This is a genomic window from bacterium (assembly GCA_026708055.1).
In the GTDB taxonomy this organism is placed as follows: Bacteria; Actinomycetota; Acidimicrobiia; order Acidimicrobiales; family CATQHL01; genus VXNF01.
This window is the reverse complement of record JAPOVS010000051.1, coordinates 57022-82174: the sequence shown is the minus strand read 5'-3', so window position 1 is coordinate 82174 and position 25153 is coordinate 57022. Positions and strand designations below refer to the sequence as shown.

Sequence of the window (25153 nt, the reverse complement as noted above, 5' to 3'; positions counted from 1 at the left end):
GCGAAGGGATCTTCCGGGTCCCCTGTGGCGGGCTCAGCTGCAGCCGCTCGTGGCCCCGCAGGTGGCGCAGGCGTAGCACGAGCCGGCCCGCACCATCCGGGTGCCGCAGGACATGCACAGCGGCGAGGCGGAGTCCGTCAGGCCGCCGTGGGATCCGCCTACGGCGGACCCGCCCGCCGTCGCCGGATCCGAGCGATGCAGCAACGATGGCGGGTCGGGAGCGACGTCGATCCATTGCACCGAATCGGCCACCGCCTCGGCGACGCCCGGAAGCGTGGGCTCGAGCCGCTCGGAGGTGGCGAAGATGCTCATCTCGGCCCGTTCCTCCGGCGACAGGTACGTCAGCGCCAGGCGCCGGAACAGGTAGTCCACGAGGCTGGTGGCGATCCGTATGTCGGGATCGTCGGTCACACCGGCGGGCTCGAAGCGCATCCCGCAGAAGGCGTCCACGTAGGCGCGCAGCGGGACGCCGTACTGGAGCCCGTACGAGACCGCGATCGCGAAGGCGTCCATGATCCCGGCCAGGGTCGAACCCTGCTTGGACACCCGCACGAAGAGCTCGCCGGGCTGGCCGTCGTCGTACTCGCCGACGGTCACGAACCCCTTGCAATCGGCCACCCGGAACTCCATCGTGCGCGAGGTACGGTGGTGCGGCAGCCGGCGGCGCACCGGCTCGGGTGCGGCGGGCGCGGCGTCCGAAGCGCCCTCGGCCGGCGTCGTTGCGGTGCCCGCCGCCGCCAGCGGCTGCTGCCACTTCGAGTTGTCCCGGTAGACGGCAATGGCCTTCACACCGCTGCGCCAGGCCGACACGAACAGCTCGCGCACGTCGCTGACGGTCGCATCGGCTCGCAGGTTGACGGTCTTGGAGATTCCCCCGCTCAGGAAGGGCTGCACCGCCGCCACCATCTGCACGTGGCCCTCGGGACTCACGGTGTTGTCGCCGATCGAGCAGGCGAACACCGGGTAGTGCTCGCGGGCCAACCCCGGGGCACCCAGGACGGAGCCGGTGCTCTCCACGTGCGCCAAGATCCCCGCGGTCTCGGCGGTCCCGTAACCGAGCCGCTCCAGCGCCGGTGCCAGCGAGCGGTTCACGATCGTGAGCGAACCCCCGCCGACGAGCGACTTGGCCTTGCGCAGCGCCAGATCGGGCTCGATACCGGTGGTGTCACAATCCATCATGAAGCTGATGGTGCCGGTGGGAGCGAGCACCGTCGCCTGGGCGTTGCGCACGCCGGTGGCCTCTGCCTGCTCGCAGGCCTCGTCCCAGACCTCGACGGCGGCCGCCGCCAGTTCCTCCGAGACGTGGCCGGCGTCGATGCCAGCGGTGGCGCCGCGGTGCATGTTCAGGACTCGCAGCACGTCGGCACGATTGGCGTCGTACTGATCGAACGGTCCCATCCGTGCGGCGATCTGCGCTGAGGTCCGGTACGCCTCGCCGCACATCAGCGCAGTGACCGCAGCGGCGGTCGCCCGCCCGGCGGGCGAGTCGTAAGGCAGGCCCATGGTCATGAGCAGGGCGCCGAGGTTGGCGTAGCCCAAGCCGAGCTGGCGGAAGGCGACGGCGTTGCGGGCGATCGCCTCGGTTGGATAGTGCGAGCGCCCCACCAAGATCTCCTGGGCACAGAGCACCACCCGGACCGCCGCCCGGAACGCCGTCACGTCGAAGCGTCCATCGGCGCCCAGGAACGACAGCAGGTTCAGGCTGGCCAGGTTGCACGCCGAGTCGTCGAGGTGCAGGTACTCCGAGCAGGGGTTGGAGGCGTTGATGCGTCCGGCGGCCGGCGTGGTGTGCCAGCGGTTGATGGTGGTGTCGAACTGCAGGCCCGGATCGGCGCACTGCCAAGCCGCCTCGGCGATCTGATCCAGCAGCTCCGCCGCATCCACCGTCCCGAGGACCGCACCGTTGGTGCGCGCGGTCAGGTCCCACTTGCCGCCCGCCAGGGCAGCCTCCATGAACTCGTCGCTGACGCGCACGGAGTTGTTGGCGTTCTGGTACAGGAGCGACGTGCTGTCGACCCCGTCGAAGCTCAGGTCGAAGCCGGCCTCGCTCAGCGCCTGCGCCTTGCGCTCCTCGCGGGCCTTGCACCACACGAACTCGCCGATGTCGGGATGGTCGGCGTCCAGGACCACCATCTTGGCGGCGCGCCGGGTGGTCCCGCCCGAGCGGATCGCCCCGGCGGAGGCGTCGGCGCCACGCATGAAGCTCACCGGACCGCTGGGTCGGCCGCCCCCGGAGAGATGCTCCGAGGCCGAGCGCAGCCGGCTGAGGTTCACGCCCGCCCCCGAGCCGCGCTTGAAGATCAGCCCTTCCTCGGTGTACCAGTTGAGGATCGACTCCATGGAGTCGTCCACCGACAGGATGAAACAGGCCGAGGATTGCGGCTGAGCTCCCGGAACACCGATGTTGAACCACACCGGCGAGTTGAACGACGCCTTCTGACTCACCAGCAGGTAGATCAACTCGTCGGCGAACGCGGCCGCCTCGGCCCCGTCGGCGAAGTAGCCGTCCTCGGCGCCCCAATGGCTGATCGTGCCGGAAACCCTGTCGATGACCTGGCGCAGCGACCACTCCCGGTCCTCCGCGCCGAGCCGGCCGCGGAAGTACTTCTGGGACACGATGTTGACGGCGTTCTGCGACCAGGAGGTCGGGAACTCCACGCCGTCCTGCTCGAAGACGACGTCGCCGCCCGCTCCGGTGATGAGCGCGCGCCGGCTGCGCCATTCCAGTGCGTCGTAGGGATGCACACCCTCGACGGTGAACCGGCGCTGGATGCCGATGCGGGTCTGCTCGGACAGAACGGTCACGTGTTCACCTCGCCTTCCGGCGCCTCGCAAGGGCGCGCTCAAAAGGCCTCGTCACCTGCACTGTAGAGGGAGGGCGTCCGAGGCCGGATATCGGGATCTCGACGCCGGACATCGGAGGTTCGAGGCCGGACATCGGGCGGACGCTAGTCACCGCCAGTCTGCTGCTCAGAGGGCTGCGCCGAGCGGTCCGGGCAATTCGGGAGATATCCCCGCGGCAACGGAGATTCCCCCACCGCGGCGAGGACGTTTCCACGGCGGGCGCAGAGATTTCCCCCAGAGCCATCCGCAGACGATCTGTGGATACCTTGTGGAGAGACGACGTAAGTACTGCCGGCACCGCTGGAGGACCGATGGTCGCGATGCAACAGGTCTGGCCCCGATTCATCCCGGCGGTGGATCACCTCGAGGTCTACGAGCAGGCGCCACGCCCGCACTCCTCCGATCGGCCGTGGGCGATGCTCTGCATGATCACCAGCGTGGACGGCTCGGTGAGCGTGCAGGGTCGCTCGGCCCCGCTCGGAGGTCCGGTGGACTGGGCGGTGCTGACCGCCCTGCGCGGCTGCGCCGACGCCATCGTGGTGGGCGCCGGCACCGCCCGCAGCGAGGATTACGGGTCGCCGTCGGTGGCACCCGAGGTTCGCGAGCGCAGGCGTGCGCGGGGCCAGGAGGCCATGCCGCTGCTGGCGGTCGTGAGCGCCCGGGGCGAACTGGATCCAGCGGCGCGGCTGTTCGGTGGTCCCGAGCGCGTGAGGCTCTACCTGGCCGGGACCGCTCCTGCCGGTCGGCGCGAGGCGCTCGCCGGGGTGGCCGACGTACGGCCGGCCGGCGACCGGACGGCCGACGCGGCGGCGGTCATCGCCGATCTCGCCGCCGAGGGCCGTTCGCTCATCCTGCTGGAGGGGGGACCGCGCCTGAACGCCGCCTTCGCCGCCGCCGACCTGATCGACGAGTTCTGCATCACCCGGTCGCCGCTGCTGGCACCCGGCGGAGGCGGCATGATCGAAGGTGCCGCGCCCCAAGCCGGTCTCGCCCTGCAACTGGACCGCCTGCTGGTGGCCGACGGCATGACGTTCGCCCGCTACCTGCGACGGCGCGATCCTCACGAGTCGGCCTGAGCCCCGTCCACGACGGGTACCGGTGCCGTTCCGAGCGCCGGGGCCACGAGGCGCGCGCCGACGAGGCCGCCGAGTTGGAAGACCCCCCACAGAGCGCCCCAGAGGAGGCAGACCAGCGCGGCGAGCACGATGGCGCGGCGCCACAGGTAGACCCGCCCCGGGCGGCGCGTGCCGAGGCCGACGGGAGCCGGCGGCATCGCTGCGGGCGAGTGGGTCGCCTGTGCGAGAACTGCGGAGTAGTCCATACCCGAGAGCCTGACCGGGGGGTGTGACACAGCAAGGTGAGGAGACGACAGCCGGCGACGCCGGGGAGATCCTTGACATGGGGACTTCCAGCTGACAACATGCGTTTTGTCTATGTATGAACGTGCAGCAGAACTACGAGAATATGTTCCGGTGCGCGGTCCTGGTGTGCTTCCGGCGGCTGCTCCACGGGGCATGACAACATTGTAACTCGAAACACTTGTACATATCAAGTCCGGATCAGACGACCGGGTCGGGCAAGGAAGGCAGCATGAACAGCGAGACATCGACCTACTCAGCCGAGGAAGCCGAGCCGCAGCCCGCCGCGGTTGCCAAGCTCTCCGAACGGCGCCAGGCCATCATCCACTTCGTGGCCGAGTACACCCGTGAGCGCGGCTACCCGCCTTCGGTGCGCGAGATCTGCAAGGCCGTCGGCCTCATCTCGCCGGCGTCGGTTCAGCGCCACCTCGTCATCCTCGAACAGCAGGGGTTCCTGCGACGCGACCCCACCAAGCCGCGGGCACTCGAAGTGCACTACGACCCGGTCTCGGGACACGCCGTGGACCGCCACCCGGTCAGCTATATACCCCTCGTGGGCGACGTGGCGGCCGGCTCCGGCGTCCTGGCGCACGAGAACATCGAGGAGACGCTGCCGTTGCCGACGGAGTTCGTCGGCCACCAGGACGCCTTCGTGGTCCGGGTGCGCGGCGACTCCATGACCGGTGACGGCATCCTGGACGGCGACCTGCTGGTGGTGCGCATGCAGCATCTGGCCGGCGAGGGCGACATCGTCGTGGCCGGCCTGCCGGGCGACGAGGCGGCCGTGAAGCGGTTCCGGCGCGAGGGCGACGATGTGGTGCTGGTGTCCTCGAACCCTGACTACCCGCCCCAGCGCTACCCGGCCAGGGACCTGCAGATCTACGGCCGGGTCGTCAGCGTGCTGCGCCGGATATAGCCGCCGCCAGCACCCCGTAGACCGTCTCGAGGGAATCGCGGGTCACGTACTCCCCCGCCGTGTGGGCCAGTGTGGCGTCGCCGGGCCCGAAGTTCAGCGCAGGCACGCCGCGCTCGGCGAAGAACGCCGCGTCGGTCCATCCCAACTTGGCACGCACCGCCGCCGCCCCGCCACCTGCCGCCGCGAGGGCCGCCAGCAGCGGATGGTCCAGGTGCGGCGCCGCCGCCGGCGCCATCTCCACCAGATCCAGCCCGTCGCCCTCGGCGACGTGAGGGCCGAGCACTTCCCGCAGGTGCTCCTCGGCCTGGCCCGCCGTGCGGTCGGGGGCGAAGCGGTGGTTCACGATCAGGACCGCCTCGTCGGGCACCACGTTGCCCGCCACGCCACCGGAGACCGACGTGGCCTGCAGCGCCTCGGCGAACTGGCAGCCGTCGATCACCGGCCGCCGCGGTTGATAGCCCCGCAGCGCCGCCAGCAGATCCGCCAGCCGGTGGATGGCGTTGCGCCCCATCCAGGGCCGAGCGGTGTGCGCCCGCTCGCCGCGCAGGGTGACCCGCAGGTGCATCGTGCCCTGGCAGCCCGCCTCGGGCGTCGCTCCCGTGGGCTCGCCGAGCACCGCCGCGTCGGCTTCCAGCAGGTCGGGTCGCGCCGCCTCCACCTGGAGCAGGCCGCTGTGCTCCCGGGAGATCTCCTCGGCGGCGTACCACACGTAGGTCACGTCGATGGCCGGGTCGGGGTGTCCCGCGGCGAGGGCCAGCATGACCGCCAGGCCGCCCTTCATGTCGGAGGCCCCCAGGCCGGTAACCCGGTCGCCCTCCAGGATCGGCTCGCTGTTGCCGTTGGGGGGCACGGTGTCGAGGTGCCCTGCCACGAGCAGCCGCAGGTCACGGCCGCCGGCGGTGCGCGCCACCACGTTGTCGCCGATGCGGGTGACCTCGAGCCATGGGTGCTCACTGCACCAGGCCTCCACCCGGTCGGCCATCCGGCGCTCGGCGAGGCTGACCGACGGGATGCCGATCAACTCCGCGGTCAGCGCCAGCAGATCCACCGGCGGCGCGGCAGCGTTCACAGCGCGTCCTCTCGCTCGCTCAGGTGGCCGCCCCGTGGTCGCGCAGCACGTCGTTCAGGACCGACTTGTCGTGGCGCTCACCCGGGTTGAGACGCTTGACCACCAGCACGCAGGGCAGGCCGAACTCCCCGCCGGTGAAGGTGCGCGGCCGGGTTCCCGAAACCGCCACGCACCACGGCGGCACGGTGCCGCGGCCCAGCTCCTCGCCGGTGGCGGCGTCGATAACCGGGATGGATCCGGTGAGGATGCAGCCGGCGCCCAGCACGGTGCCCTCGCCGACCCGCGCCCCGTCGGCCACGATGCAGCGGCTGCCGATGAGGCACTCGTCGCCCACGAAGACCGGCACGGCCTGCGGGGGCTCCAGCACGCCGCCGATTCCGACCCCGCCGGACAGGTGCACGTTGCGGCCGATCTGGGCGCACGACCCCACCGTCGCCCAGGTGTCCACCATCGTGTTGGCACCCACCCAGGCTCCGATGTTCACGTAGCTGGGCATCATCACCACGCCGGGGGCCTGGTAGCTGCCCCAGCGGGCCGAGGCGCCCGGCACCACCCGCACGCCCCGCTCCTGGTAGCGGGTCTTGAGCGGGATCTTGTCGGCGAACTCGAACGGACCCAGTTCGGTGGTCTCCATCTCCGACAGCTTGAATAGCAGCAGGATGGCCTGCTTCAGCCACTCGTGGACCACGACATCGCCATTGGAGGCCATCTCGGCCACCCGCACCTCGCCTACATCCAGCAGGTCGATGGCCTCGTGCACCGTCCGGCGCGCCGCGGCGTCGCCGGCCGACAGCGTGGCGCGGCCCGCCCACAATTCACCGATCCGGGCCTTGAGGTCAGCGCGGTAGATCATGGGCGCAGGCTAGCGGCGCCCGCGCGGCCTCCCCGGAGCGGCAAGCCGCCTCTCCAGCAGCGCCAACCGCTCGTCGGGCACCGTGGCCGACACCCGCACGTGATCGGCACCGGCTTCTCCGTAGAACTCGCCGGGGCTGACCAGCATCCCCGCCGTGACCGCCAGCCGCTCCGCCAGGGCCCAGGCGTCGCCGCCCGGCGCGGGCACCCACAGGTAGAAGGCGCCCTCGGGCAGCGGGACCTGCAGGTCTAGCCGCTCCAGCAGGTCCGCCAGCAACGCCAGACGTCGGCGATAGCGGCCCCGCTGCGCCTCCACGTGCTCGTCGTCGCGCAGCGCCGCCGCCGCGGCGGCCTGCACGGGGCCGGGGACCATGAACCCCAGATGCCGGCGCGCCTGGGTCAGGAAGTCCATCAGCCCGGCGTCGCCGGCGTAGATGCCGGCGCGCATGCCGGCCAGGTTGGAGCGCTTGGAGAGCGAGTGGAGGGCCAGCGTGCCCTCGGTGCCGTGCGCCAGGATCGTACGGTCCGCCAGCGGAGCTCCCCCCGTGCCCGGCCGGTCCCAGACGTACTCCACGTAGCACTCGTCGCTGCAGACCACGACGCCCCGTTCCCGCCCCCAGGCGGCGACGGCGCCCAGGTCCTCGACGGCACCCGTGGGGTTGGCCGGCGAGTTCACCCAGAGGCAGAGCGCCCGATCGGCGTCGGCGGCGTCGACGCCGCCGAGGTCGAGCCGCCCATGCGCGTCCCGCGGCACCCCCACGGCCCGCAGCCCGGCCAGTTTGGCGCCCATGGCATAGGTGGGATAACCAACCGCCGGGTACAGCACGGTGTCGCCCACATCGCCGCGCAGTTGCAGCAGGCGGGGCAGCGAGGCCACCAGTTCCTTGGTGCCCACACACGCCGCCAGATCCTCCGGGGCCAGCTCCACGCCGAAGCGCCGTGCCAGCCAGCCCGCTGCGGCCGTCCGAAGTTCCGCTGAGCCGATCGAGGGGGGATACGACCGCTCGGCACCTGATCCTCCCAGCGCCTGCACCGCTGCCGGCGGCGGCGGATCGCACGGATCCCCGACCGAGAGGTCCACACAGCCCCCATCGTGCTCCCCGGCCATGGCCCGCAAGCCGCCCAGGCGATCGTACGGGTAGGGCTCGAGGGCGGCTGGGGCGCTCACCGGCAGCCCTCGATCGTCCTCCGGGAGATACCGGCCACCGCCGGCCGCGCCGGTCTCAACCGCCCGCTCCAGAGTTCCGGTCACCGGCGCCGTCGGGCGCCGGACACCTGTAGTCGGCGAATCGGGCAGCCGAGGCGTCATCGATGCGGACGAGGTAGCGCATCCCCTCGCCGGTGGCGGTCTCGGAGAGCACCTGAGAGGAGCGGTGCAAGCCGGCCATCACCTCGCCCCGGGAGAACGGCACCACGAACTCCGCTGTGGCGGCCGCCGCCCGCAGCCGGTCGCCGATCACCGCGCTGAGGTGCTCCAACCCGACGCCGCGGAGCGCCGAGACCGCCACGCTGCCCGGGTGGGCGGCCAGCAGGTGCTCGACCCCGTCGGCGGCGTCGAGCTTGTTGAAGACCAGCAGCTCGGGCACCTTCGCCGCGCCGATGACCTCGAGAACCTCCCGCACGGCCTCCAGCTGGCTGTCGCAATCGGCGGCCGAGGCGTCGACGACGTGCACCAGCAGGTCGGCATCGACGGCCACCTCGAGCGTGCTCATGAACGCCTCCACGAACTCGTGCGGCAGCTTGCGTACGAACCCCACCGTGTCCACCAGCAAGACGGTCTCGCCGCCGGGCAGATCCAGGCGCCGGGTGAGCGCGTCCAGCGTGGCGAAGAGCCGATCCTCGACGTGGGCCTCGGAGTCGCAGAGGGCGTTCAGCAGGCTGGACTTGCCGGCGTTGGTGTACCCCACGATGGCCACGGTGGACTGCGCCGAGCGCTGGCGGCGCCGGGCCTGCACGCCGCGATGGCGGCGGATGCCCCGCAGCTTGCTCTCGAGGGTGTTGATGCGGCGCAGCAGCCGGCGCCGGTCCACTTCGAGCTGGGTCTCGCCGGGACCGCGGGTGCCGATCCCGCCGGCCTGCTGGCTGAGCCGGTAACCCGAGCCGCGCAGGCGGGGCAGCCGGTAGCGCAACTGCGCCAGCTCCACCTGGACCTTGCCCTCGGTGCTGGAGGCGTTCTGGGCGAAGATGTCCAGGATGACCGTGGTGCGGTCGATGGCCGTGCGCCCGAGGATCCCCTCCAGGTTGTACTGCTGAGCTGCACTCAGCTCGTCGTCGAACACCACGGTGTCGGCGTCGTATTGCTCGGCGATGTCGCGGATCTGCTGCGCCTTGCCGCGCCCCACGTAGGTGGCGGGGTCGATGCGGTCGCGGCGCTGGATGACGCGATGCACCGGATCGGCCCCGGCGGTGTCGACGAGCCGGGCCAGCTCTTCCAGCGACTCCTCCACGGCACGCACCGACAGGGCCGGTACAGCCACGCCGACCAGCACGATCTGCTCGCGGAACGCCCGGTCGATGAATCCGCCGGCCTCGCCGCCGAACTCGCCGAAGGCCCCCCTGTGGCCCTCGGCGCGCCGGTCGCGAGCCGGATCGGTCACGATGAACCGCCGCCGGTGGGCGCTGCGGGTTCGGGAGCCTCGACGTCGGCCACGTAAATCACGGGGACCCGCAACTCGACGCCGCTGCCGATGCGCACCTCGGCCGTCCCACCGGGCATCTCCACTTCCACCGTCTCGTTGACGAGTCCCCAGCGGTACAGGCGCCATGCCACCGCCGCCGCACCACTGCCGCAAGCGGACGTGATTCCCACGCCGCGCTCGAAGACCCGCATGCGCACGTGCGAGCTGTCGGCGACGGCGACCGCCTCGAAGTTCACCGGCTCGAACCGCTCCTGCAGCGCAGCGCCCGCGGCCTCCAGCGGCAGCGCGTCGAGGGCCGCGGCGTCCTCCAGCAGCGCCACCACGTGCGGGTTGCCGACCGACACCCAGCCGGCGCGCCGGTACTCCGGCGCCAGCTCCGCCAGCTCCGCCAGCGCCGCCTCGGCGCGGCGGGTCTGGTCGGCGTCCTGCTTCGCCTGCCCCAGATCGATGCCGGCGCGGCTGCGGATGCGGCCGAAACCATCCCCGGAGTCGTCGGCGTCGGCGAAGCGCGTGTTCCCGATGGCGACCGTGCGAGCACCCGCCGCGGTGGCGATGACGGCTTCGGCCTCGTCGCGCCCGGCGCGCAGCGTCATGGCCTGGGCCAGGCAGGCCAGGCCGTTGCCGCTCACTTCGGCCTCGCCGCCGTCGGCGTTGTAGAGCCGCATCTCGGCGCGCAGCGGGTCCCACCGTGAGCCGGGACCCAGGTTTCCCGCCTCGCCGGCGCCGCCGGGAACCCGTGACCACATGATCCCGTCGGCACCGATCCCGCCGGTGCGGTCGCAGACTCCCCGCACCCAGCCGGGCGGGCAGGGGGCCTCGTCCGGCTCGAGGCGCACGAGGAAGTCGTTGCCGAAAACGTGGTGCTTGGTCAGGTGCATCGGTCAGGTGTCTCCGAGGTGCCCGGAACACTCCCACTCGTGCTCATCGGGCCGGTCTCAGATCCGGGATCGCTCGAAAATCTCCATGAGGTCACCGAAGACCTCCCACGGATCCTCCTGGACATCCAGCCACGTTATGCGAGGATCACGGCGGAACCAGCGTTCCTGGCGCCGGGCGAAGCGGCGGGTGCGCTGTACCGCCACCTCTGTCGCCTCGGCCAGGCTGCAGCGGCCGTCGAGGTGGTCGAGCAGCTCCCGGTAGCCGAGCGCACAGCGGGCGGTACGCGACAGGGGCATCGGGGCATCCCGCAGCCGGCGCACCTCGTCGAGGAAGCCGGCGTCGAGCTGCTCGCGGAAGCGCTCGGCGATGCGCGCATCCAGCAGCGGGCGGGGCAGCCGCAACCCGACCTGCGTGAAGAGCGTGGGCCCGTAGCGCCTGAGCCCCTGCCCGTAGGACGAGAACGGCCGGCCGCTGCCGACCGCGACCTCGAGAGCGCGGATGATGCGGCGGCGATTCACCGGACCGGTTCGCTCGGCGGCAAGAGGATCGCAGCCCCTCAGCCCCTCGTAGAGAGACGTCGTGTCGGGCTCCGCCTCCAGTTCAGCTCGAACCTCGGGATACGCGCCGGGCATCTCCAGATCGTCCACGACGGCGCGGGCGTAGAGTCCCGTCCCACCGACCGCCACCAGTGAGGTGCCGCGGCCCACGTGCGTGTTCACAACCGGGCGCACGGCCGCCAGATACGCCCCCACGGAATACTCGCTCGCGGCGTCCACCAAATCGATGCCGTGATGACGCAGCTCGGCCATCTCCTCGGCGGTGGGGCTGCCAGTGCCGATGTCCATGTGCCGGTACACGGCCATGGCGTCCATCGACAGCAGTTCGGCGGGTGGCCGCCTGCGGGCCAACTCCGCCGCCAGCATCGACTTGCCCGAGGCTGTCGGACCGACGATGGCGAGCCGGGCCCAGAAGCCGTCGTTCTTCCCGTTGGCCATCCCCTGCGCTCGCCGTTCAGGCGGCGACCACCGGGATGCGCTCGCGGCGCGCCGGGGTGGCGCGCACGGCCACGAACTCGCCGAGCAGGTAGTGCGCCCCGGCGCCGGTCACGTCCACGTCCACGAAGGAGCCCGGGCGCAGCGCAGTGCCCGCCGAGAAGTGCACGAGCTTGTTCTGGCGGGTGCGCCCGCTGAGCAACTCGGGGCGGGTCTTGCTGGGTCCCTCCACCAGCACCTCCTCCCGGAGGCCGGCGCGAGCCTCGTGGCGGCGCCGGGCGGAGCGCTCCACGACGGCGCGCAGCCGCTCGTAGCGCTCGGTCACGGTGCCGGGGTCCACGAACCTGTCCACCAACCCGGCCGCCTCGGTCCCCGGGCGCGGCGAGAACACGAACGTGAAGGCGCTGTCGAACCCCGCCTCGGCCACCACCCCGAGCGTGGCGGCGAAGTCCTCCTCGGTCTCGCCGGGGAAGCCCACGATGATGTCGGTGCTGACGGCCAGGTCGGGGATCTCCCGCCGGGCCGCTGCCAACCGCTCGAGGTAGCGCTCGGCGGTGTAGCCCCGATGCATGGCGGCCAGCACAGCGTCGCTGCCCGACTGCAGCGGCAGGTGCAGGTGCTCGCACACGGCCGGCGACTCGGCCATCGCCGCGATCGTCTCGGCCCGCAGATCCTTCGGGTGCGGGCTGGTGTAGCGGACACGGCGGATGCCCTCGACAGTGCCGACGGCGCGCAGAAGCTCGGCGAACATGGGGCGGGCCGGCACCTGCTCCCCCGCCCGGCGGCGGGCCAGCGCGAGGTCGCGCCCGTAGGAGTTGACGTTCTGGCCCAGCAGCGTGATCTCCACCACGCCGTTGCGGGCCAACTCGGCGACCTCCTCCCGCAGCGTCTCGAAGGGGCGGCTGATCTCAGGGCCGCGCACCGCCGGCACGATGCAGAAGGCGCAGGAGTTGTCGCAACCCACCTGGATCGTCACCCACGCCGAGTGCGGCAGGTCCCGCCGCACCCCGAGCGCGGAGGGAAACGCCTCGGCGTCGGCGCGCACGGCCTCGCTGAGAATCTCGACGATCGGCCCGTCCTGCGCCGCCCGGGCCAGCAGTTCGGCGGCGCGGTGCACGTTGTGGGTGCCGAACACCACGTCCACGTGCGGCGCCCGGACGCGTACCACGTCCCGGTCCTTCTGCGCCAGGCATCCGCCGACGGCGATCTGCATGCCCGGCCGGGCGCGCTTGAGGGCCTTCAGCCCGCCCAGGTAGGCGTAGAGCTTCTGGTCGGCCTTCTCGCGGATACAGCACGTGTTCACCACCACCACGTCGGCATCGCGGGGCTCGGCGGCGGGCAGCATGCCGTCGGCCTCCAGCAGCCCGGCGACGCGCGCCGAGTCGTGCTCGTTCATCTGGCAGCCGAACGTGCGGATGAAGTACCGCCCCTCGCCGCTGACGCCGTCGCCGCTCACCTGTCCAAGCGTAGAGGCAGCCGCCCCGTCCGCTGCCGCGTGGATTCCGGCCTTCGCCGGAATGACGAATGGGGGCCGGAACGGTGAAGGGGCGAGGGAGGGGACGCCGGGGGCCGGCCGGCGGAGCGATTTCGCCAGACGCTCCCGACGACGGCCACCGGCGGCCCCGCCCGGACCGATGCAGTGGACGGGGGTTCAGGTGGCGACGGCGGCGGGCTCCGCCTCGGGCGTCTCGGCGACCTGGGGCAGCAACTGCCCGGTGACCTTCTCGGCCATCTCCAGCACCAGGGCGGGGTTCTCCCGCAGGAAGGTCTTGACGTTCTCGCGCCCCTGGCCGATCTGGTCGCCCTCGTAGGTGTACCAGGCCCCCGACTTCTTCACGATGTCGAGGTTCACCGCCAGGTCCAGCACCGAGCCCTCCCGGCTGATGCCCTGGGAGTACATGATGTCGAACTCGGCGGTGCGGAACGGCGGCGCCACCTTGTTCTTCACCACCCGGACGCGGGTGCGGTTGCCGACCACCTCGGCGCCGTTCTTGATGGACTCGATGCGGCGGATGTCGAGGCGCACCGACGAGTAGAACTTCAGCGCCCGGCCCCCCGTGGTGGTCTCCGGCGAGCCGAACATCACCCCGATCTTCTCGCGCAGCTGGTTGATGAAGATGCACACTGCGTGGCTCTTGTGCAGGTTGGCGGTGAGCTTGCGCAGGGCCTGGGACATGAGCCGGGCCTGCAGGCCCACGTGGTGGTCGCCCATCTCGCCCTCGATCTCGGCCCGGGGCGTCAACGCCGCCACCGAGTCGACCACCACCGCGTCGATGGCGCCCGAGCGGATCAGCACGTCGGCGATCTCCAGCGCCTGCTCGCCGGTGTCGGGCTGGGAGATCAGCATCTCGTCCACGTCCACCCCGATGGCCCGGGCGTAGATCGGGTCGAGGGCGTGCTCGGCGTCGATGTAGGCACATACGCCGCCGGTGCGCTGCGCCTCGGCCACGACGTGCAGCGCCAGCGTGGTCTTGCCCGAGGACTCGGGCCCGAAGATCTCCGTGACCCTGCCGCGGGGCAGGCCGCCGATCCCGAGCGCCACGTCGAGGGCCAGCGCCCCGGTGGACACGGACTCGATCTGCATGGCACCTTTCTCGCCCATCCGCATGATGGCGCCCTTGCCGAAGTTCTTCTCGATCTGGCGAAGGGCCAAGTCGAGCGCCTGCTCGCGCACCCTGCCGTTGCTTTCGGTCGTCATCTGTTCATGACCTCCTGGTCGTCCCGGTCACCGCCGGTGTCGGTTGGATCGATCGTTCGGGGGAAGCTGTCTGCGCATATCCTGCCGAGAGGGTGTGACACAGCCCTGTGAGACACTCTGTGAGACACTAGGTGCGGCACCCTCGGCAGCCTGGGATTGCACAGCTTGAGATTACAGAAGTGTAATCCATACGCCTGTTCGCTGCGCGGCATTGGAGGCACCATGACCACCGACAAGCAAGACCGGCGGGAACTCCGCCAGAGGCTCTCCCCACTCCAGTACCACGTGACCCAGGAGGCCGGCACGGAGCGGGCCTTCACCGGCGAGTATTGGGACTGCAAGGACGACGGCGTCTATCACTGCGTGGTCTGCGACATAGCGCTGTTCTCCAGCGAAACCAAGTACGACTCCGGCACCGGCTGGCCCAGCTTCCACTCCGAGTTGGGCACCGAGCGGGTGGGGCGCCGCACCGACCGCAGCCACGGCTGGGTCCGCACCGAGGCGGTCTGCAACGAGTGCGGGGCGCACCTGGGGCACATCTTCGACGACGGCCCCGCCCCAACCGGCGAGCGCTACTGCATGAACTCCGCATCACTGAATCTGCACCGCGACGACGTGTCCACCGACGCTGCGTCCGAATAAGACTCAAAGTAGATATCAGTATATGAAGTATCGCTGTCAATGCCGCCCCCGGGCCGAGAACTCGCCCACTCCGGCACCGTCACGGCGATGAGCGCGGCGTCCGGCGGGCTGTCGGCGCCGGCACCGGCGACCGCGCCATCCCCCGTCCCGATCATCGACATCTCCCCCGCCGCCGAGGGTGCCGGGGGCCTGGCCGAAGTCGGCAGGGCCGTGGACGAGGCCTGCCGCGCCATCGGTTTCTTCGTCATCGTCGGCCACGGCGTGCCGCAACCGACCATCGACGCCGTTTGGAGCGCGGCACGGGAGTTCTTCGACCTGCCGCTGGAGGTCAAGCGGCAGAGCCCGGCGCCGTCGGAGGACTACGCCTACGGCTACTCCCCCATCCGGGGCGAGATGCTGGCCCGCTCGCTCGGCGACACCACGCCGCCGGATCTGAAGGAGACCCTCAACATGGGCCCCCTGGACCTGCCGGCGGTGATCCCCCCGGGCGGCGGGGCGATCCTGGCCGAACCCCGCTGGCCCGACGAGCCGGCGTCACTGCGGCCGGCCTGGGAGGCGTACTTCCGGACCATGGCCGACCTTGCGGGCAGGCTGTTGTCGATCATGGCCGTGGGGCTGGACCTGCCGGCGGACTACTTCGAGGAGTTGCTGGACCACCACTCCAGCGCCATGCGGGCGATCAACTATCCGGAACTGGAGAGCCGCCCGCTGCCCGGACAGCTGCGCGCCGGCGCCCACACCGACTACGGCACCCTGTCGATCCTGCGCTTCGACGATGCCCCCGGCGGCCTGGAGGTCATGGGGCCGGACGGCTGGGCGGCCGTGCCGATGATTCCGGACGGCTTCGTGGTGAACCTCGGCGACATGATGGCCCGCTGGACCAATGACCGCTGGGTCTCCACCCTGCACCGGGCCGCGCTACCGCCGGCTGACGCCGGCCGCTCCGCCCGGCGTCAGAGCATCGTGTTCTTCCACAACGTGCGCTGGGACGCCGAGGTGCGCTGCCTGCCAACCTGCCTGGCGCCCGGCGAATCGCCCCGCTACGAGCCGGTCCTGGCCGGCCCCCACCTGCTCAGCAAGTTCGCCAGCACCGTGGTGGGCGACTACTAGGACAGCGCGACCGGCGCATGCAACGATGACCACTCGGGGACCACTCGGGCAGGCACCGCTCCCCGCAATCGAGTGAAGGAACCTGGCGATGGATGCTCACGGGCCAAGGGATCTCCGATTGACCGGGGAGGTCGCCCGGCGCGACGACGCCGTCATCACGAAGTCGCTGAAGTACCGGCTCTACCCCTTCGTCGTGGGCAGGGCGGAGGGCGTGCGCCTCTGGGACCCTGACGGCAACGAGTACCTGGACTGGATGGGCTGTGGTGGGGCGGTCCCCGCCGGGTACGGCCATCCCGAGGTGCGCGACGCCGCGATCTCGGCGATCGACAAGGAGTACGCACACCCGCTGGTGTGCTACATCCACGAGCCCGCGGTCGAACTTGCCGAGAAGCTCGTGGACCTCTTCCCGGGCGATTTCGACAAGAAGGTCTGGTTCGGCGTCTCCGGATCGGACGCCATGGACTACCTCGCCAAGGTGGTCCCGGTGGCCTCGGGCCGTCCCCGCATCGTCTCCTTCATCGGCGCCTTCCACGGCATGACGATCGGTTCCGGGGCCATCTCCGGACACGGCGCCCTGAGCACGCCGATCCCCGGCGGTCACATCACCAAGGCGCCCTACCCCAACCCCTACCGCTGCACCTGGGGACCGTGCGACCCCCAGGAGTGCTCCCTGCGGTGCCTGGACTATCTCCGCACCGAGCTGTTGACGAACGTCTCGCCTGCGGACCAGACGGCGGCCGTGTTCGCGGAGAGCATCCAGTCCGACAGCGGGGAGATCGTGCCCCCGGACAACTACTTCCCCGCGCTGCGGGAGTTGTGCGACGAGCACGGCATCTGGCTGATCTTCGACGAGATCAAGACGGCGTTCGGCCGGACCGGGCGGATGTTCGGGTTCGAGCACTTCGGCATAGAGGCCGACGCGGTCGGCCTGGCCAAGCCCCTCGGCGGGGGCTTCCCCCTTTCGGCCGTGGTGGGGCGCTCGGAGATCCTCGAGGTCGACATCTACACGGCGTACACGCTCGGAGGCCACCCGGTCTCGTGCACCACGTCGCTCGCCTTCATGGAGGTGATGCAGCGCGAGGACCTCGCCACCAATGCGGCCGACATGGGCGGCTACCTCAAGGAGAAACTGCTCGAGATGAAGGGCGGGCACCCCCTCATCGGCGACGTCCGGGGCAAGGGTCTGCTGCTCGGCGTGGAGCTGGTGACCGATCAGCAGACCCGGGAACCGGCCACCACCGACGCCCACCGGCTCGCCTACCGGTGCTTCGAGTTGGGACTGATCCTGCTGGCCTTCGGGAACGTCATGGAGATCACGCCTCCGCTGACGATCACCCGCAGCGACGCCGACGAGGCATTGGCCATCTTCGAGCGCGCCCTTGCGGACATCGAGGCGGGGCGCTTCGACGACGCCAAACTGGCCGGGCTCCACTAGCCGGTCAGTCCACGACCTCCTCACCGGCCCGCAGGCGGGCGCGTTGCCGGGCCGTCCGCAGCAACGACCTGATGGTGTCGGCCTGGGTGGTCATTGCCACCAGGATGGCGATCCCGAGCGCCAACTCCCTGGCGAAGGACGTGTAGCCGGCGAAGACGAGCGCGCTGTTGATCTCGGATATGAGCACCATCCCGAGGAAGGCCCCGAAGAGCGTGCCGGCGCCGCCGGTCACCGCCACACCGCCGATGATCGGACCGGCAAGGGTCGACAGGAGCCACGTCTGGCCGCCGCTCGGCTGACCCGAGCCGAGCTCCACCGTCAGCAGGATCCCCCCGACCGCCGCCAGCAGCCCGCTGATCACGTAGGTCAGCATCACCGTCTGGGTGGTGGGAACGCCCGAGGTGCGCGCCGCCTCCACGTTGGCGCCCAGCAGGTAGGTCCGCACCCCCCAGACGGTCATGTGCAGGAACACCCCGAACAGCAACAGCACGCCGATGTAGACGAACACCGAGGGGTGGATGCCCAACCGCTTGGTCACCAGGAACAGCAGGCCCTCGCGCGGGTAGACCTGCGGGACGCCCTTTGTGGCGAGCACCGCCGCCCCGTAGAAGACGCTCCCCGTGCCCAGTGTGCCGATGATGGGGTTGATGCGGATGATCCCCACGACGAAGGCGTTCACCAGCCCGAGACCCATACCGACGAGCAGCACCAGCACGATGGTCTCGGCTGCGCCCAGGCCGTTGTGCAGGAACACCGCCGTCAGGAGCCCGGTGAGCCCCGCCATCGAACCGATCGAGAGGTCGAAGTTCCCGCCGATCAGCACGATCGTCTGGCCGACGGCGGCGACGCCGACGGGTGCGGCGGCACGCAGGACGTTGGTGACGTTCAACCACGAGGCGAATCGAGTATCGATGATCACGGTGATCACGCCGACGACGATGACAGCGGCGAGGATGATCTTCGGGTACCGCTGCGCGCCGAAGAGCAGGTTGCGGTACTCGCGGTAGCGCCCCGTTCCCCAGCCGCCCCGCGCGGTCATGGCGAGGCCCTCGCGCCCCTCGGAGGCGCCCACGTCAGGAGTCCCCCGCGGCCGCGTTGCCCGAGGCGCCGGTGATCATGGCGACGAGATCGCCAGCGTCGACGTCGGTGGCCGGCACCGTGCCCACCCGCTCGCCTCGGCGCAGCACCGTGATCCGATCGGCGACCTCGAACACGTCGGGCAGGTTGTGGCTGATGATGAGGATGCCGATGCCGGCGTCGCGCAGGCTCTTGATGAGTTCGAGCACGTTCCTGCGCTCGGCGACCCCGAGCGCAGCCGTGGGCTCGTCCAGCAGCAGCACCCGGCTGCCCCCGCTGACCGCCCGCGAGATTGCACATCCCTGGCGCTGACCGCCCGAGAGCGAGGAGATCTGGGCGAAGACGCTCGGGATCTTGACGCGGAACTCCTCCAGGAGGCTCTCCGTCTGCTTCGTCATCTCGACGCGCTGCAGGAAGCCGTAGCGGGTCAGCTCCCTCCCCGAGAACACGTTCTGCACCACCTCGAGCGTGTCCGCGAGGGCCAGGTCCTGGTACACGGTCTCGATCCCGAGTGCCCGAGCCGTCCGCGGGCTGGCCAGCCGGACGTGCTCGCCCTCGAGCGTGATGGAGCCTGCGTCGGGCCGGAGCGACCCCGCCAGCATCTTCAGCGTCGTGGACTTGCCGGCGCCGTTGTCACCCACGAGCGCCAGAACCTGCCCGGCGAACAACTCCACGGAGAGGTCGTGGACGGCACGCAGCCCGCCGAACCACTTCGTCAGGCCGTAGCCGGCGTAGAGCGGATCGCCGTTGGCGCTCACGGGCGCGGCGCGGGAACCTGACGTCCGGCGGGTGGGCTTGGGGCTACGACCAGAGAGCTTCGAATTCCTCCCGCAGACGTGCGTTCAGGTCCGCCACGTCGTCGGCGTAGGTGTCCACGTTCTCCGGTGTGATGATCACGCCGCCCGTCCCGAAGAAGTCCGTCGACGGGGTGAGCCCCTGGCGGAGCTTGTCGAGGGCGACGAGCGCCAGCTCCCCTTGGGCTCCCGGGTTCAGCGCCACGGTGCTCACGATGTTGCCCTTGCGCACCCACTCGAGGATGTCCTCGAAGTCGTTGATGCCGACGACCGGGATGTGATCGAAGCCCTCGTCGACCAGGGTCTGCGCGATGACCGCTGCACTCCCCGTCTGCGTCATGAAGATGTCGACCTCGTCCCCTTGGGTCGTCAGGACGTCCCTGATGATCTGGCCGGTCTTGGTCAGGTCGTTCTGGTCCTCGAAGTTCTCGATCTCGATGTTGGGGTTGATGCCCTCCGCGAGCGCGTCCAGGCGAGTCCGCACGTTCTCCATCGCCAGCGATCCGATGATGTTGACGACCTTCCCGCCGTCGGGCAGGAGGTCGTTGAGCGCCACGGCGTGCAACTCGCCGATCTGCCAATCGCTGTTGGAGACCGCGATCGTCCGGATGTCGGCGCAGCAGTCGGCGTCGAATGTCACGATCGGGATGCCGGTGGCGGCGGCCTCCTCCACCACGGGCAGGACGCCGGCCGCGTCGCACGCCGAGACCCCGAGCCCGTCGATCCCTGCCGCCAGCACATCGCGGATGAGCTGGCTCTCCTCGGCGGCATCGCACGAGGAGGGCTGCAGGAAGATGACCTCGCAGCCCAATCGCTCGCAGGTAGGACCGACCGCTGCCTCGGTCGGCGCGTAGTAGGGGTGCTGCACGGCCGTGACCATGCCGTAGACGGGCTTCTCGGCAGGCACCTCGGCGGGTGGTGGTGGCGGCGGCTCGGGCGGCGGCTCCGGCGGCGGAGCCTCCGGGGGCGCCGGCGGTGGCTCAGGCGGCGGCTCAGGCGGTGGGGCGGGCGCCTCGGTCGGCGCCGGGGCGGGCGGAGGCGGCTGCGCCTGCTCCGCCTCATCGTCGCCGCAGGCGGTGGCAAGCAACACCACTGCCAGGGATGCGACGAGTACACGTACAACGGACGACCTAACGAGGGCACTCATGTGCATGTCCTCCCCCCGGAAGCTGCGACTCCCCCTTCAGAAGCTCCGAGCAGCTTCTCGACACGAGCCTAGACGATCACGTGGGGCGACTGTGACGGCGACTCAGCGCGCCCTGACGTCACAGTCCGACGGCTCCGCCAGCCACGGGCGCATTCTTGAGAGCCCGCAGGCCGATGCCTAGACTCGGGCGCCGCTAGGACAGCCGCGGGTGAGGGGGTACGCGATGGACACCGGTGCCAGAGGGATCGCCGAACTGGTCGACCTGTCCGGCCGGTGCGCCGTCATCACCGGCGGTTCTCAGGGGTTCGGCGCCGCCATAGCCCGCCGGCTGGGCGAAGCCGGCGCGACGGTGGTTGCCGCCGCCCGCAGTCTGGACAAGGCGCGGAACGTCGCGGCCTCGATTCCCGACGGGAGGGGCTTCGCCATCCGGGTGGACGTGACCGACGGTGACTCGATCCTGAACCTCGTGGCCGAGGCACGGGAGTTGACGGGCCGCATCGACGTGTTCGTGAACAACGCCGGCGCGTTCTCGAACTACCTGCTCGACGAGATGCCGCCGGAGGAGTTCCAGCGCGTCATCGACACGAACATCACCGGCAGCTTCCTGTGCGCGCAGGCGGCGGCACGGGCGATGCGCGCCGACGGCGAGGGCGGGGTCATCATCAACATGGCGTCGGTGGACTCGTTCCAGCCGTCCTCGCCGGGCTTGATCCACTACATCACCTCGAAGCACGCGCTCATCGGCCTCACGCGCGCCCTTGCGATGGAGTTGGCGCCGTGGGGCATCCGCGTCAACGCCATCTGCCCCGGGGCGTCGCTCACCGAGGGCGTCGTGGACTTCATCAAGGCGGTCGCCCCGCACGGCATCGACGTCGAGGCGGAGTTCGCCGGCATCATCGACCACGTCCCCCTGGGTCGGCTCTGCAGCCCGGACGACGTGGCGATCGCCACGCTCTTCCTGGCCTCGGGGCTGTCCTCGTTCGTGACGGGCACCTCACTCACCGTCGACGGCGGGATCCTGGCCCAGCCGATGGAGGGCTATCCCGAGGATTACGGGCCCGGCGGCGACTGACCGACCCACCGCGAAGCGAGCCACATCATGCGAGAAACCAACCAACGGCTCATGGACACCTTCTTCGAGGGCGTCAACAGCCACGACCCGGACCTCTTGGTCTCGGTACTGGCCGAGAACTGCGAGATCAACGACGAGGGTGCCCCCTACCCCTACGACCGCGCCGGCCTCCACGAGATGCACAGCGCCTTCTACGAGCACTTCCCCGACGCCCGCTTCGAGATCCTCCACCGCATCGTGGAGGAGAACGGGGCGTGCTACGTGTACCGGGCGACCGGTACGGGCAGGGGAGAATGGCCCGAGGGCAACGACATCGAGGGTGCGCGGCTCGACCTCATCGAGGTCCTGATCTCCCGTGTCGCCGGCGGCGCCATCGTCGGCCTCGACTTCCACATGGACACCGAGATCCTGAGGCAGCAGGTCTGGCGAAGCTGACCCGCGGCGCGGCACCGGACCGCCACCACCTGGATTCCGGCTTTCGCCGGAATGACATTCGAGAACGCGAGGGAGGGGACGCCGGGGGCCGGCCGGCGGAGCGATTTCGCCAGACGCTCCCGACGACGGCCACCGGCGGCCCCGACCGGACCGGTGCGGTCAGTCGGCGGCGGCGAGCAGGGCCCTGGCCTGGCGCGCCAGGGGTTCGTCGACCATCTGGCCCTCGAAAGACACGGCGCCGGCGCCGGTCCGCTGCGTCTCCTCGTAGAGCGCCAGCATGCGCCTCGCCCGGTCGACCTCCTCGGACGATGGCGTGAAGACACGGTTCGCCCAGGGCACCTGGGCGGGATGGATGCAGAGCTTGCCCTTGTAGCCGAGTGCGCGCCCCTGCGAGGCATCGGCGGTGAACACCTCCTCGTCACGCAGCTTCACGACGACCTGATCGAGCGCCACCACGCCCGCCAGCCGGCACGCCACCGCCACGCGGGACCGGGCGTACAGCACCTCGGTGTTCTCCGGCGTGCGCACACCGCCCATGTCGGCGATGTAGTCCTCGGCGCCGAAGTAGGCCGCCACCACCGGCGGGCGCAGCACCTCGGCGGCGCGTTCCACCCCGGCCACTGTCTCCAGGCCCGCCATCACGCCGAGCGGGCCCACCGCGTCGAGACGCTCGGCCACCGCTTCGACCGCGGCGATCGACTCCAGCATCGGCACCACCACACCGGTCAGCTCGGGCACCAACGCCTCGGCCATGTCACCCTCGAACCACTCCGTGTCCACCCCGTTGACGCGCACGAAGATCGCCAGGTCGGGGTGCGCCTGCCGCAGCTCGCGGGCCGCGGCGGCGGCCGCGGGACGGGCCTGGGGCTTGCCACTGGGCGCAACCGCGTCCTCGAGGTCGATGATGACGCCGTCGGGGCCGCTGCGCGGCAGCTTCGGCAGCAGATCGGGCCGGCTCGCCGGGGCGTACAGGGCGCTGCGCAGCCGCAGCCGGGGACCGTTCACGACGCCAGCTCGGGGCGGTCGCGGAACTGCTCCAGCGCCTCGGGGTTGGCGATGGCCTCGGTGTTGCTCACGGGCCGCCCGCACACCACGTCGCGCACGGCCAACTCGGTGAGCTTGCCGCTGCGGGTGCGGGGGATGTCGTCCACCGCCAGGACGCGGGCGGGGACGTGGCGCGGCGAGGCGCCGCCGCGGATGCGGTCGCGGATCCGCCCCATCAGTTCTTCGGTCAAGGGGCCCCCCGAATCGGCACTCAGGCGCACGAACAGCACGATACGGGTGTCGCCCCGGTACGGCTGACCGATCACGATGGCCTCCAGCACTTCGGGGACGGCCTCCAGGCAGCGGTAGATCTCGGCGGTGCCGATGCGCACGCCCCCGGGGTTGAGGGTGGCGTCGGAGCGTCCGGCGATGACCATCCCGCCGTTGGGCGTCCAGCGGGCGTAGTCGCCCTGGTGCCAGATTCCGGGGAATCTCTCGTAGTACGCCCGCCGGTAGCGGGGGCCGGGCGAGACGCCGAGAGCGGGATCCGCAGGCTCACCGCTCTCGCCTTCGTCTCGGTCACCCCAGAAGCCCAGCGGCATCGAGGGGAAGGAGTTGGTGCACACCAACTCGCCCTGCGTGCCCGGTGGGCACGGGCGACCGTCGTCGTCGAACACGTCGATGGCCAACCCCAGGGCGGGCCGCTGGATCTCCCCGGCGTGGACCGGCGCGGTCGGATCGCCGTTCACCAGGCACCCGCACAGGTCGGTGCCACCGGAGATGGACGCCAGGTGCAGGTCGGGCTTGACCTCGCTGTACACGTACTCGAAGCCCTCCGGCGAGAGCGGCGAGCCGGTGGAGGTGATGGTGCGCAGCGTGTCCAGACGGTGCGTTCGCCGCGGCGACAGGCCCCGCTTGGAGGTCGCCTCGATGAAGCCCGCGGCCGTGCCGAACAGCGTGATCCCCTCGGCGTCGGTGAGGTCGAACAACCGCACCGGGTCGGGGGCACCGTCGTACAGCACCAGCGTCGCCTCGCTGGCCAGGGCCGACATCAGCCAGTTCCACATCATCCAGCCCGCGGTCGTGAAGTAGAACACGCGGTCGCCGGGGCGGACGTCGCAGTTCAGGCGGTGCTCGACGAGGTGCTTGAGGAGCACGCCGCCCGCCCGGTGGACGATCGACTTGGGCGCCCCGGTGGTGCCGGAGGAGTAGAGCACGTACAGCGGGTGGTCGAACGGCAGCGGAGCGAAGAGCGACGGTGCACCGCCGGCTGCCGAGGATCCGGCGGCCAGGAAGTCCTCCCACAGCACCGCGCCGGGCACGCCGCCGAGGTCCGGGCGAGGATCGAGGAACGGGATGACGACGAGGTGCTCCAGGCTGGGCAGTCGCGAGGCGACGTCGGCGAGGCGCTCGAGGCAGTCGAAGTCCTTGCCCCCGTAGCGGTAGCCGTCGACGGCCACCAGCACGCGGGGGCGGATCTGCCCGAACCGGTCGACCACGCCGTTGGCGCCGAAGTCGGGCGAGCAGGAGGAGAACACGCCGCCGAGCGCGGCCACCGCAAGCATCAGCTCGCAGGTCTCGGGGATGTTCGGCAGCCAGGCCGCCACACGGTCGCCGGGTCCGATGCCCGCGCCCCCGCCGAGCGTTCCGGCGATCCGCCGCACGTCGGACTGCAACTGCGCCCAACTCAACTCGCGCCGCCCGCCCGCCTCGCCGTCGAAGATGATGGCGGGCGCGTCGTCGTGGCGCCGCAGCAGGTTGGCGGCGAAGTTGAGCCGGGCGTCGGGGAAGAACCGGCCGTCGGGGATCTCCGCTCCCGGCTCGAAGACGCGCTCACCGCGGGTCTCGGCGATCACCTCGCAGAAGTCCCAGGCGACCGACCAGAACGCCTCGGGGTCGGCCACGGAGAAGCCGTGGAGTTCGGTGTAGTCGCCGAACGATCCGTGACCCGCGCGTTCCAGTGCCGCGCAGAACGCCCCGAGGTTGGTCTCCTCCGGCGCCCGCGGCACCCAGAGCGGCCCGTTGCGCCCACCGCCGACGGCGTTCTCCGGAAGTCCCGATCCCATGACGGGCGCGAGCTTTGCACACGGCCCCCGACTGGCAGAACCCACGGCGGCAGCAGTCACGGCCGGGCCTGCGGCATCACCGGCGGGGGCGCCCTGAGGAGCGGCACGCGGCCCCGCTCGTGGGGCGGCACTCACCTGGCGGGA

The 25153-nt window shown here is 70.8% G+C and carries 22 protein-coding genes; 7 read left to right on the top strand and 15 right to left on the bottom strand.

Annotated elements, in window-relative coordinates; all coding sequences use genetic code 11:
* Positions 1 to 33: 33 nt before the first annotated feature.
* Positions 34 to 2805 carry a vitamin B12-dependent ribonucleotide reductase gene (locus tag OXG55_10965; protein ID MCY4103763.1) on the bottom strand — a complete coding sequence of 924 codons (2772 nt, stop codon included), beginning with the start codon at positions 2803 to 2805 and terminating at the stop codon, positions 34 to 36.
* A gap of 350 nt (positions 2806 to 3155) precedes the next feature.
* On the opposite strand from OXG55_10965, the gene OXG55_10960 reads away from it, so the two are divergent.
* Positions 3156 to 3920, top strand: a complete 765-nt coding sequence (locus tag OXG55_10960) for a dihydrofolate reductase family protein (protein MCY4103762.1) — start codon at positions 3156 to 3158, stop codon at positions 3918 to 3920.
* Here OXG55_10960 and OXG55_10955 read toward each other — a convergent pair.
* Positions 3905 to 4165 (bottom strand): hypothetical protein, encoded by a 261-nt coding sequence (locus OXG55_10955; GenBank protein MCY4103761.1) that lies wholly within the window; start codon positions 4163 to 4165, stop codon positions 3905 to 3907. The genes OXG55_10960 and OXG55_10955 overlap by 16 nt on opposite strands.
* 269 nt (positions 4166 to 4434) lie before the next feature.
* On the opposite strand from OXG55_10955, the gene lexA reads away from it, so the two are divergent.
* The gene (lexA, locus tag OXG55_10950; protein ID MCY4103760.1) at positions 4435 to 5118 is read left to right on the top strand and encodes a transcriptional repressor LexA; all 684 of its coding nucleotides are present in this window, start codon (positions 4435 to 4437) and stop codon (positions 5116 to 5118) included.
* Here lexA and dapE read toward each other — a convergent pair.
* From dapE to recA, 8 genes are all read right to left on the bottom strand, one after another.
* Entirely contained in the window at positions 5096 to 6187 is a 1092-nt protein-coding gene (gene dapE, locus OXG55_10945) for a succinyl-diaminopimelate desuccinylase (protein MCY4103759.1), read from the bottom strand. The two genes, lexA and dapE, sit on opposite strands and share 23 nt — an antisense overlap.
* A 19-nt stretch (positions 6188 to 6206) precedes the next feature.
* Positions 6207 to 7040 (bottom strand): 2,3,4,5-tetrahydropyridine-2,6-dicarboxylate N-succinyltransferase, encoded by an 834-nt coding sequence (locus OXG55_10940; GenBank protein ID MCY4103758.1) that lies wholly within the window; start codon positions 7038 to 7040, stop codon positions 6207 to 6209.
* A 9-nt stretch (positions 7041 to 7049) separates the two neighbouring features.
* Positions 7050 to 8207 carry an aminotransferase class I/II-fold pyridoxal phosphate-dependent enzyme gene (locus OXG55_10935; protein MCY4103757.1) on the bottom strand — a complete coding sequence of 386 codons (1158 nt, stop codon included), beginning with the start codon at positions 8205 to 8207 and terminating at the stop codon, positions 7050 to 7052.
* A gap of 55 nt (positions 8208 to 8262) precedes the next feature.
* Entirely contained in the window at positions 8263 to 9636 is a 1374-nt protein-coding gene (hflX, locus tag OXG55_10930) for a GTPase HflX (GenBank protein MCY4103756.1), read from the bottom strand.
* The gene (gene dapF, locus OXG55_10925) at positions 9633 to 10556 is read right to left on the bottom strand and encodes a diaminopimelate epimerase (protein MCY4103755.1); all 924 of its coding nucleotides are present in this window, start codon (positions 10554 to 10556) and stop codon (positions 9633 to 9635) included. Before dapF ends, hflX begins: the two co-directional genes overlap by 4 nt.
* A gap of 57 nt (positions 10557 to 10613) precedes the next feature.
* Positions 10614 to 11552, bottom strand: a complete 939-nt coding sequence (gene miaA, locus OXG55_10920; GenBank protein MCY4103754.1) for a tRNA (adenosine(37)-N6)-dimethylallyltransferase MiaA — start codon at positions 11550 to 11552, stop codon at positions 10614 to 10616.
* Positions 11553 to 11568: 16 nt separating this feature from the next.
* Positions 11569 to 13005 (bottom strand): tRNA (N6-isopentenyl adenosine(37)-C2)-methylthiotransferase MiaB, encoded by a 1437-nt coding sequence (gene miaB, locus OXG55_10915; GenBank protein ID MCY4103753.1) that lies wholly within the window; start codon positions 13003 to 13005, stop codon positions 11569 to 11571.
* A gap of 195 nt (positions 13006 to 13200) precedes the next feature.
* Complete coding sequence (recA, locus tag OXG55_10910; protein ID MCY4103752.1) at positions 13201 to 14247, bottom strand: recombinase RecA; 1047 nt, start codon at positions 14245 to 14247, stop codon at positions 13201 to 13203.
* Between the two features lie 222 nt (positions 14248 to 14469).
* Between recA and msrB the strand changes: the two genes are divergently transcribed.
* The 3 genes from msrB (at position 14470) to OXG55_10895 (ending at position 17434) form a co-directional block, all read left to right on the top strand.
* Entirely contained in the window at positions 14470 to 14889 is a 420-nt protein-coding gene (gene msrB / locus OXG55_10905) for a peptide-methionine (R)-S-oxide reductase MsrB (GenBank protein ID MCY4103751.1), read from the top strand.
* 39 nt (positions 14890 to 14928) lie between these two features.
* Entirely contained in the window at positions 14929 to 15999 is a 1071-nt protein-coding gene (locus OXG55_10900) for an isopenicillin N synthase family oxygenase (GenBank protein MCY4103750.1), read from the top strand.
* A gap of 118 nt (positions 16000 to 16117) precedes the next feature.
* Positions 16118 to 17434, top strand: a complete 1317-nt coding sequence (locus OXG55_10895; protein ID MCY4103749.1) for an aspartate aminotransferase family protein — start codon at positions 16118 to 16120, stop codon at positions 17432 to 17434.
* 4 nt (positions 17435 to 17438) lie between these two features.
* Here OXG55_10895 and OXG55_10890 read toward each other — a convergent pair whose 3' ends face one another.
* The 3 genes from OXG55_10890 to OXG55_10880 are packed head-to-tail and all read right to left on the bottom strand — an operon-like array spanning position 17439 to position 20452.
* Positions 17439 to 18506, bottom strand: coding sequence for an ABC transporter permease (locus tag OXG55_10890; protein MCY4103748.1), 1068 nt, complete (start codon positions 18504 to 18506; stop codon positions 17439 to 17441).
* A gap of 1 nt (position 18507) precedes the next feature.
* A complete protein-coding gene (locus tag OXG55_10885; protein MCY4103747.1) occupies positions 18508 to 19269 on the bottom strand; it encodes an ATP-binding cassette domain-containing protein in 762 nt (253 codons plus the stop codon).
* Between the two features lie 43 nt (positions 19270 to 19312).
* Positions 19313 to 20452 carry a substrate-binding domain-containing protein gene (locus tag OXG55_10880; GenBank protein ID MCY4103746.1) on the bottom strand — a complete coding sequence of 380 codons (1140 nt, stop codon included), beginning with the start codon at positions 20450 to 20452 and terminating at the stop codon, positions 19313 to 19315.
* A gap of 208 nt (positions 20453 to 20660) precedes the next feature.
* On the opposite strand from OXG55_10880, the gene OXG55_10875 reads away from it, so the two are divergent.
* Positions 20661 to 21524 carry a glucose 1-dehydrogenase gene (locus OXG55_10875; protein MCY4103745.1) on the top strand — a complete coding sequence of 288 codons (864 nt, stop codon included), beginning with the start codon at positions 20661 to 20663 and terminating at the stop codon, positions 21522 to 21524.
* 27 nt (positions 21525 to 21551) lie between these two features.
* A complete protein-coding gene (locus OXG55_10870; protein MCY4103744.1) occupies positions 21552 to 21959 on the top strand; it encodes a nuclear transport factor 2 family protein in 408 nt (135 codons plus the stop codon).
* A 159-nt stretch (positions 21960 to 22118) separates the two neighbouring features.
* On the opposite strand, the gene OXG55_10865 is transcribed toward OXG55_10870, so the two are convergent.
* Both OXG55_10865 and OXG55_10860 read right to left on the bottom strand, forming a co-directional pair.
* Positions 22119 to 22964: a CoA ester lyase gene (locus tag OXG55_10865; GenBank protein ID MCY4103743.1), complete on the bottom strand. Its 846-nt coding sequence runs from the start codon at positions 22962 to 22964 to the stop codon at positions 22119 to 22121.
* Positions 22961 to 25009, bottom strand: coding sequence for an acetoacetate--CoA ligase (locus OXG55_10860; protein MCY4103742.1), 2049 nt, complete (start codon positions 25007 to 25009; stop codon positions 22961 to 22963). Before OXG55_10860 ends, OXG55_10865 begins: the two co-directional genes overlap by 4 nt.
* Between the last annotated feature and the right edge of the window lie 144 nt (positions 25010 to 25153).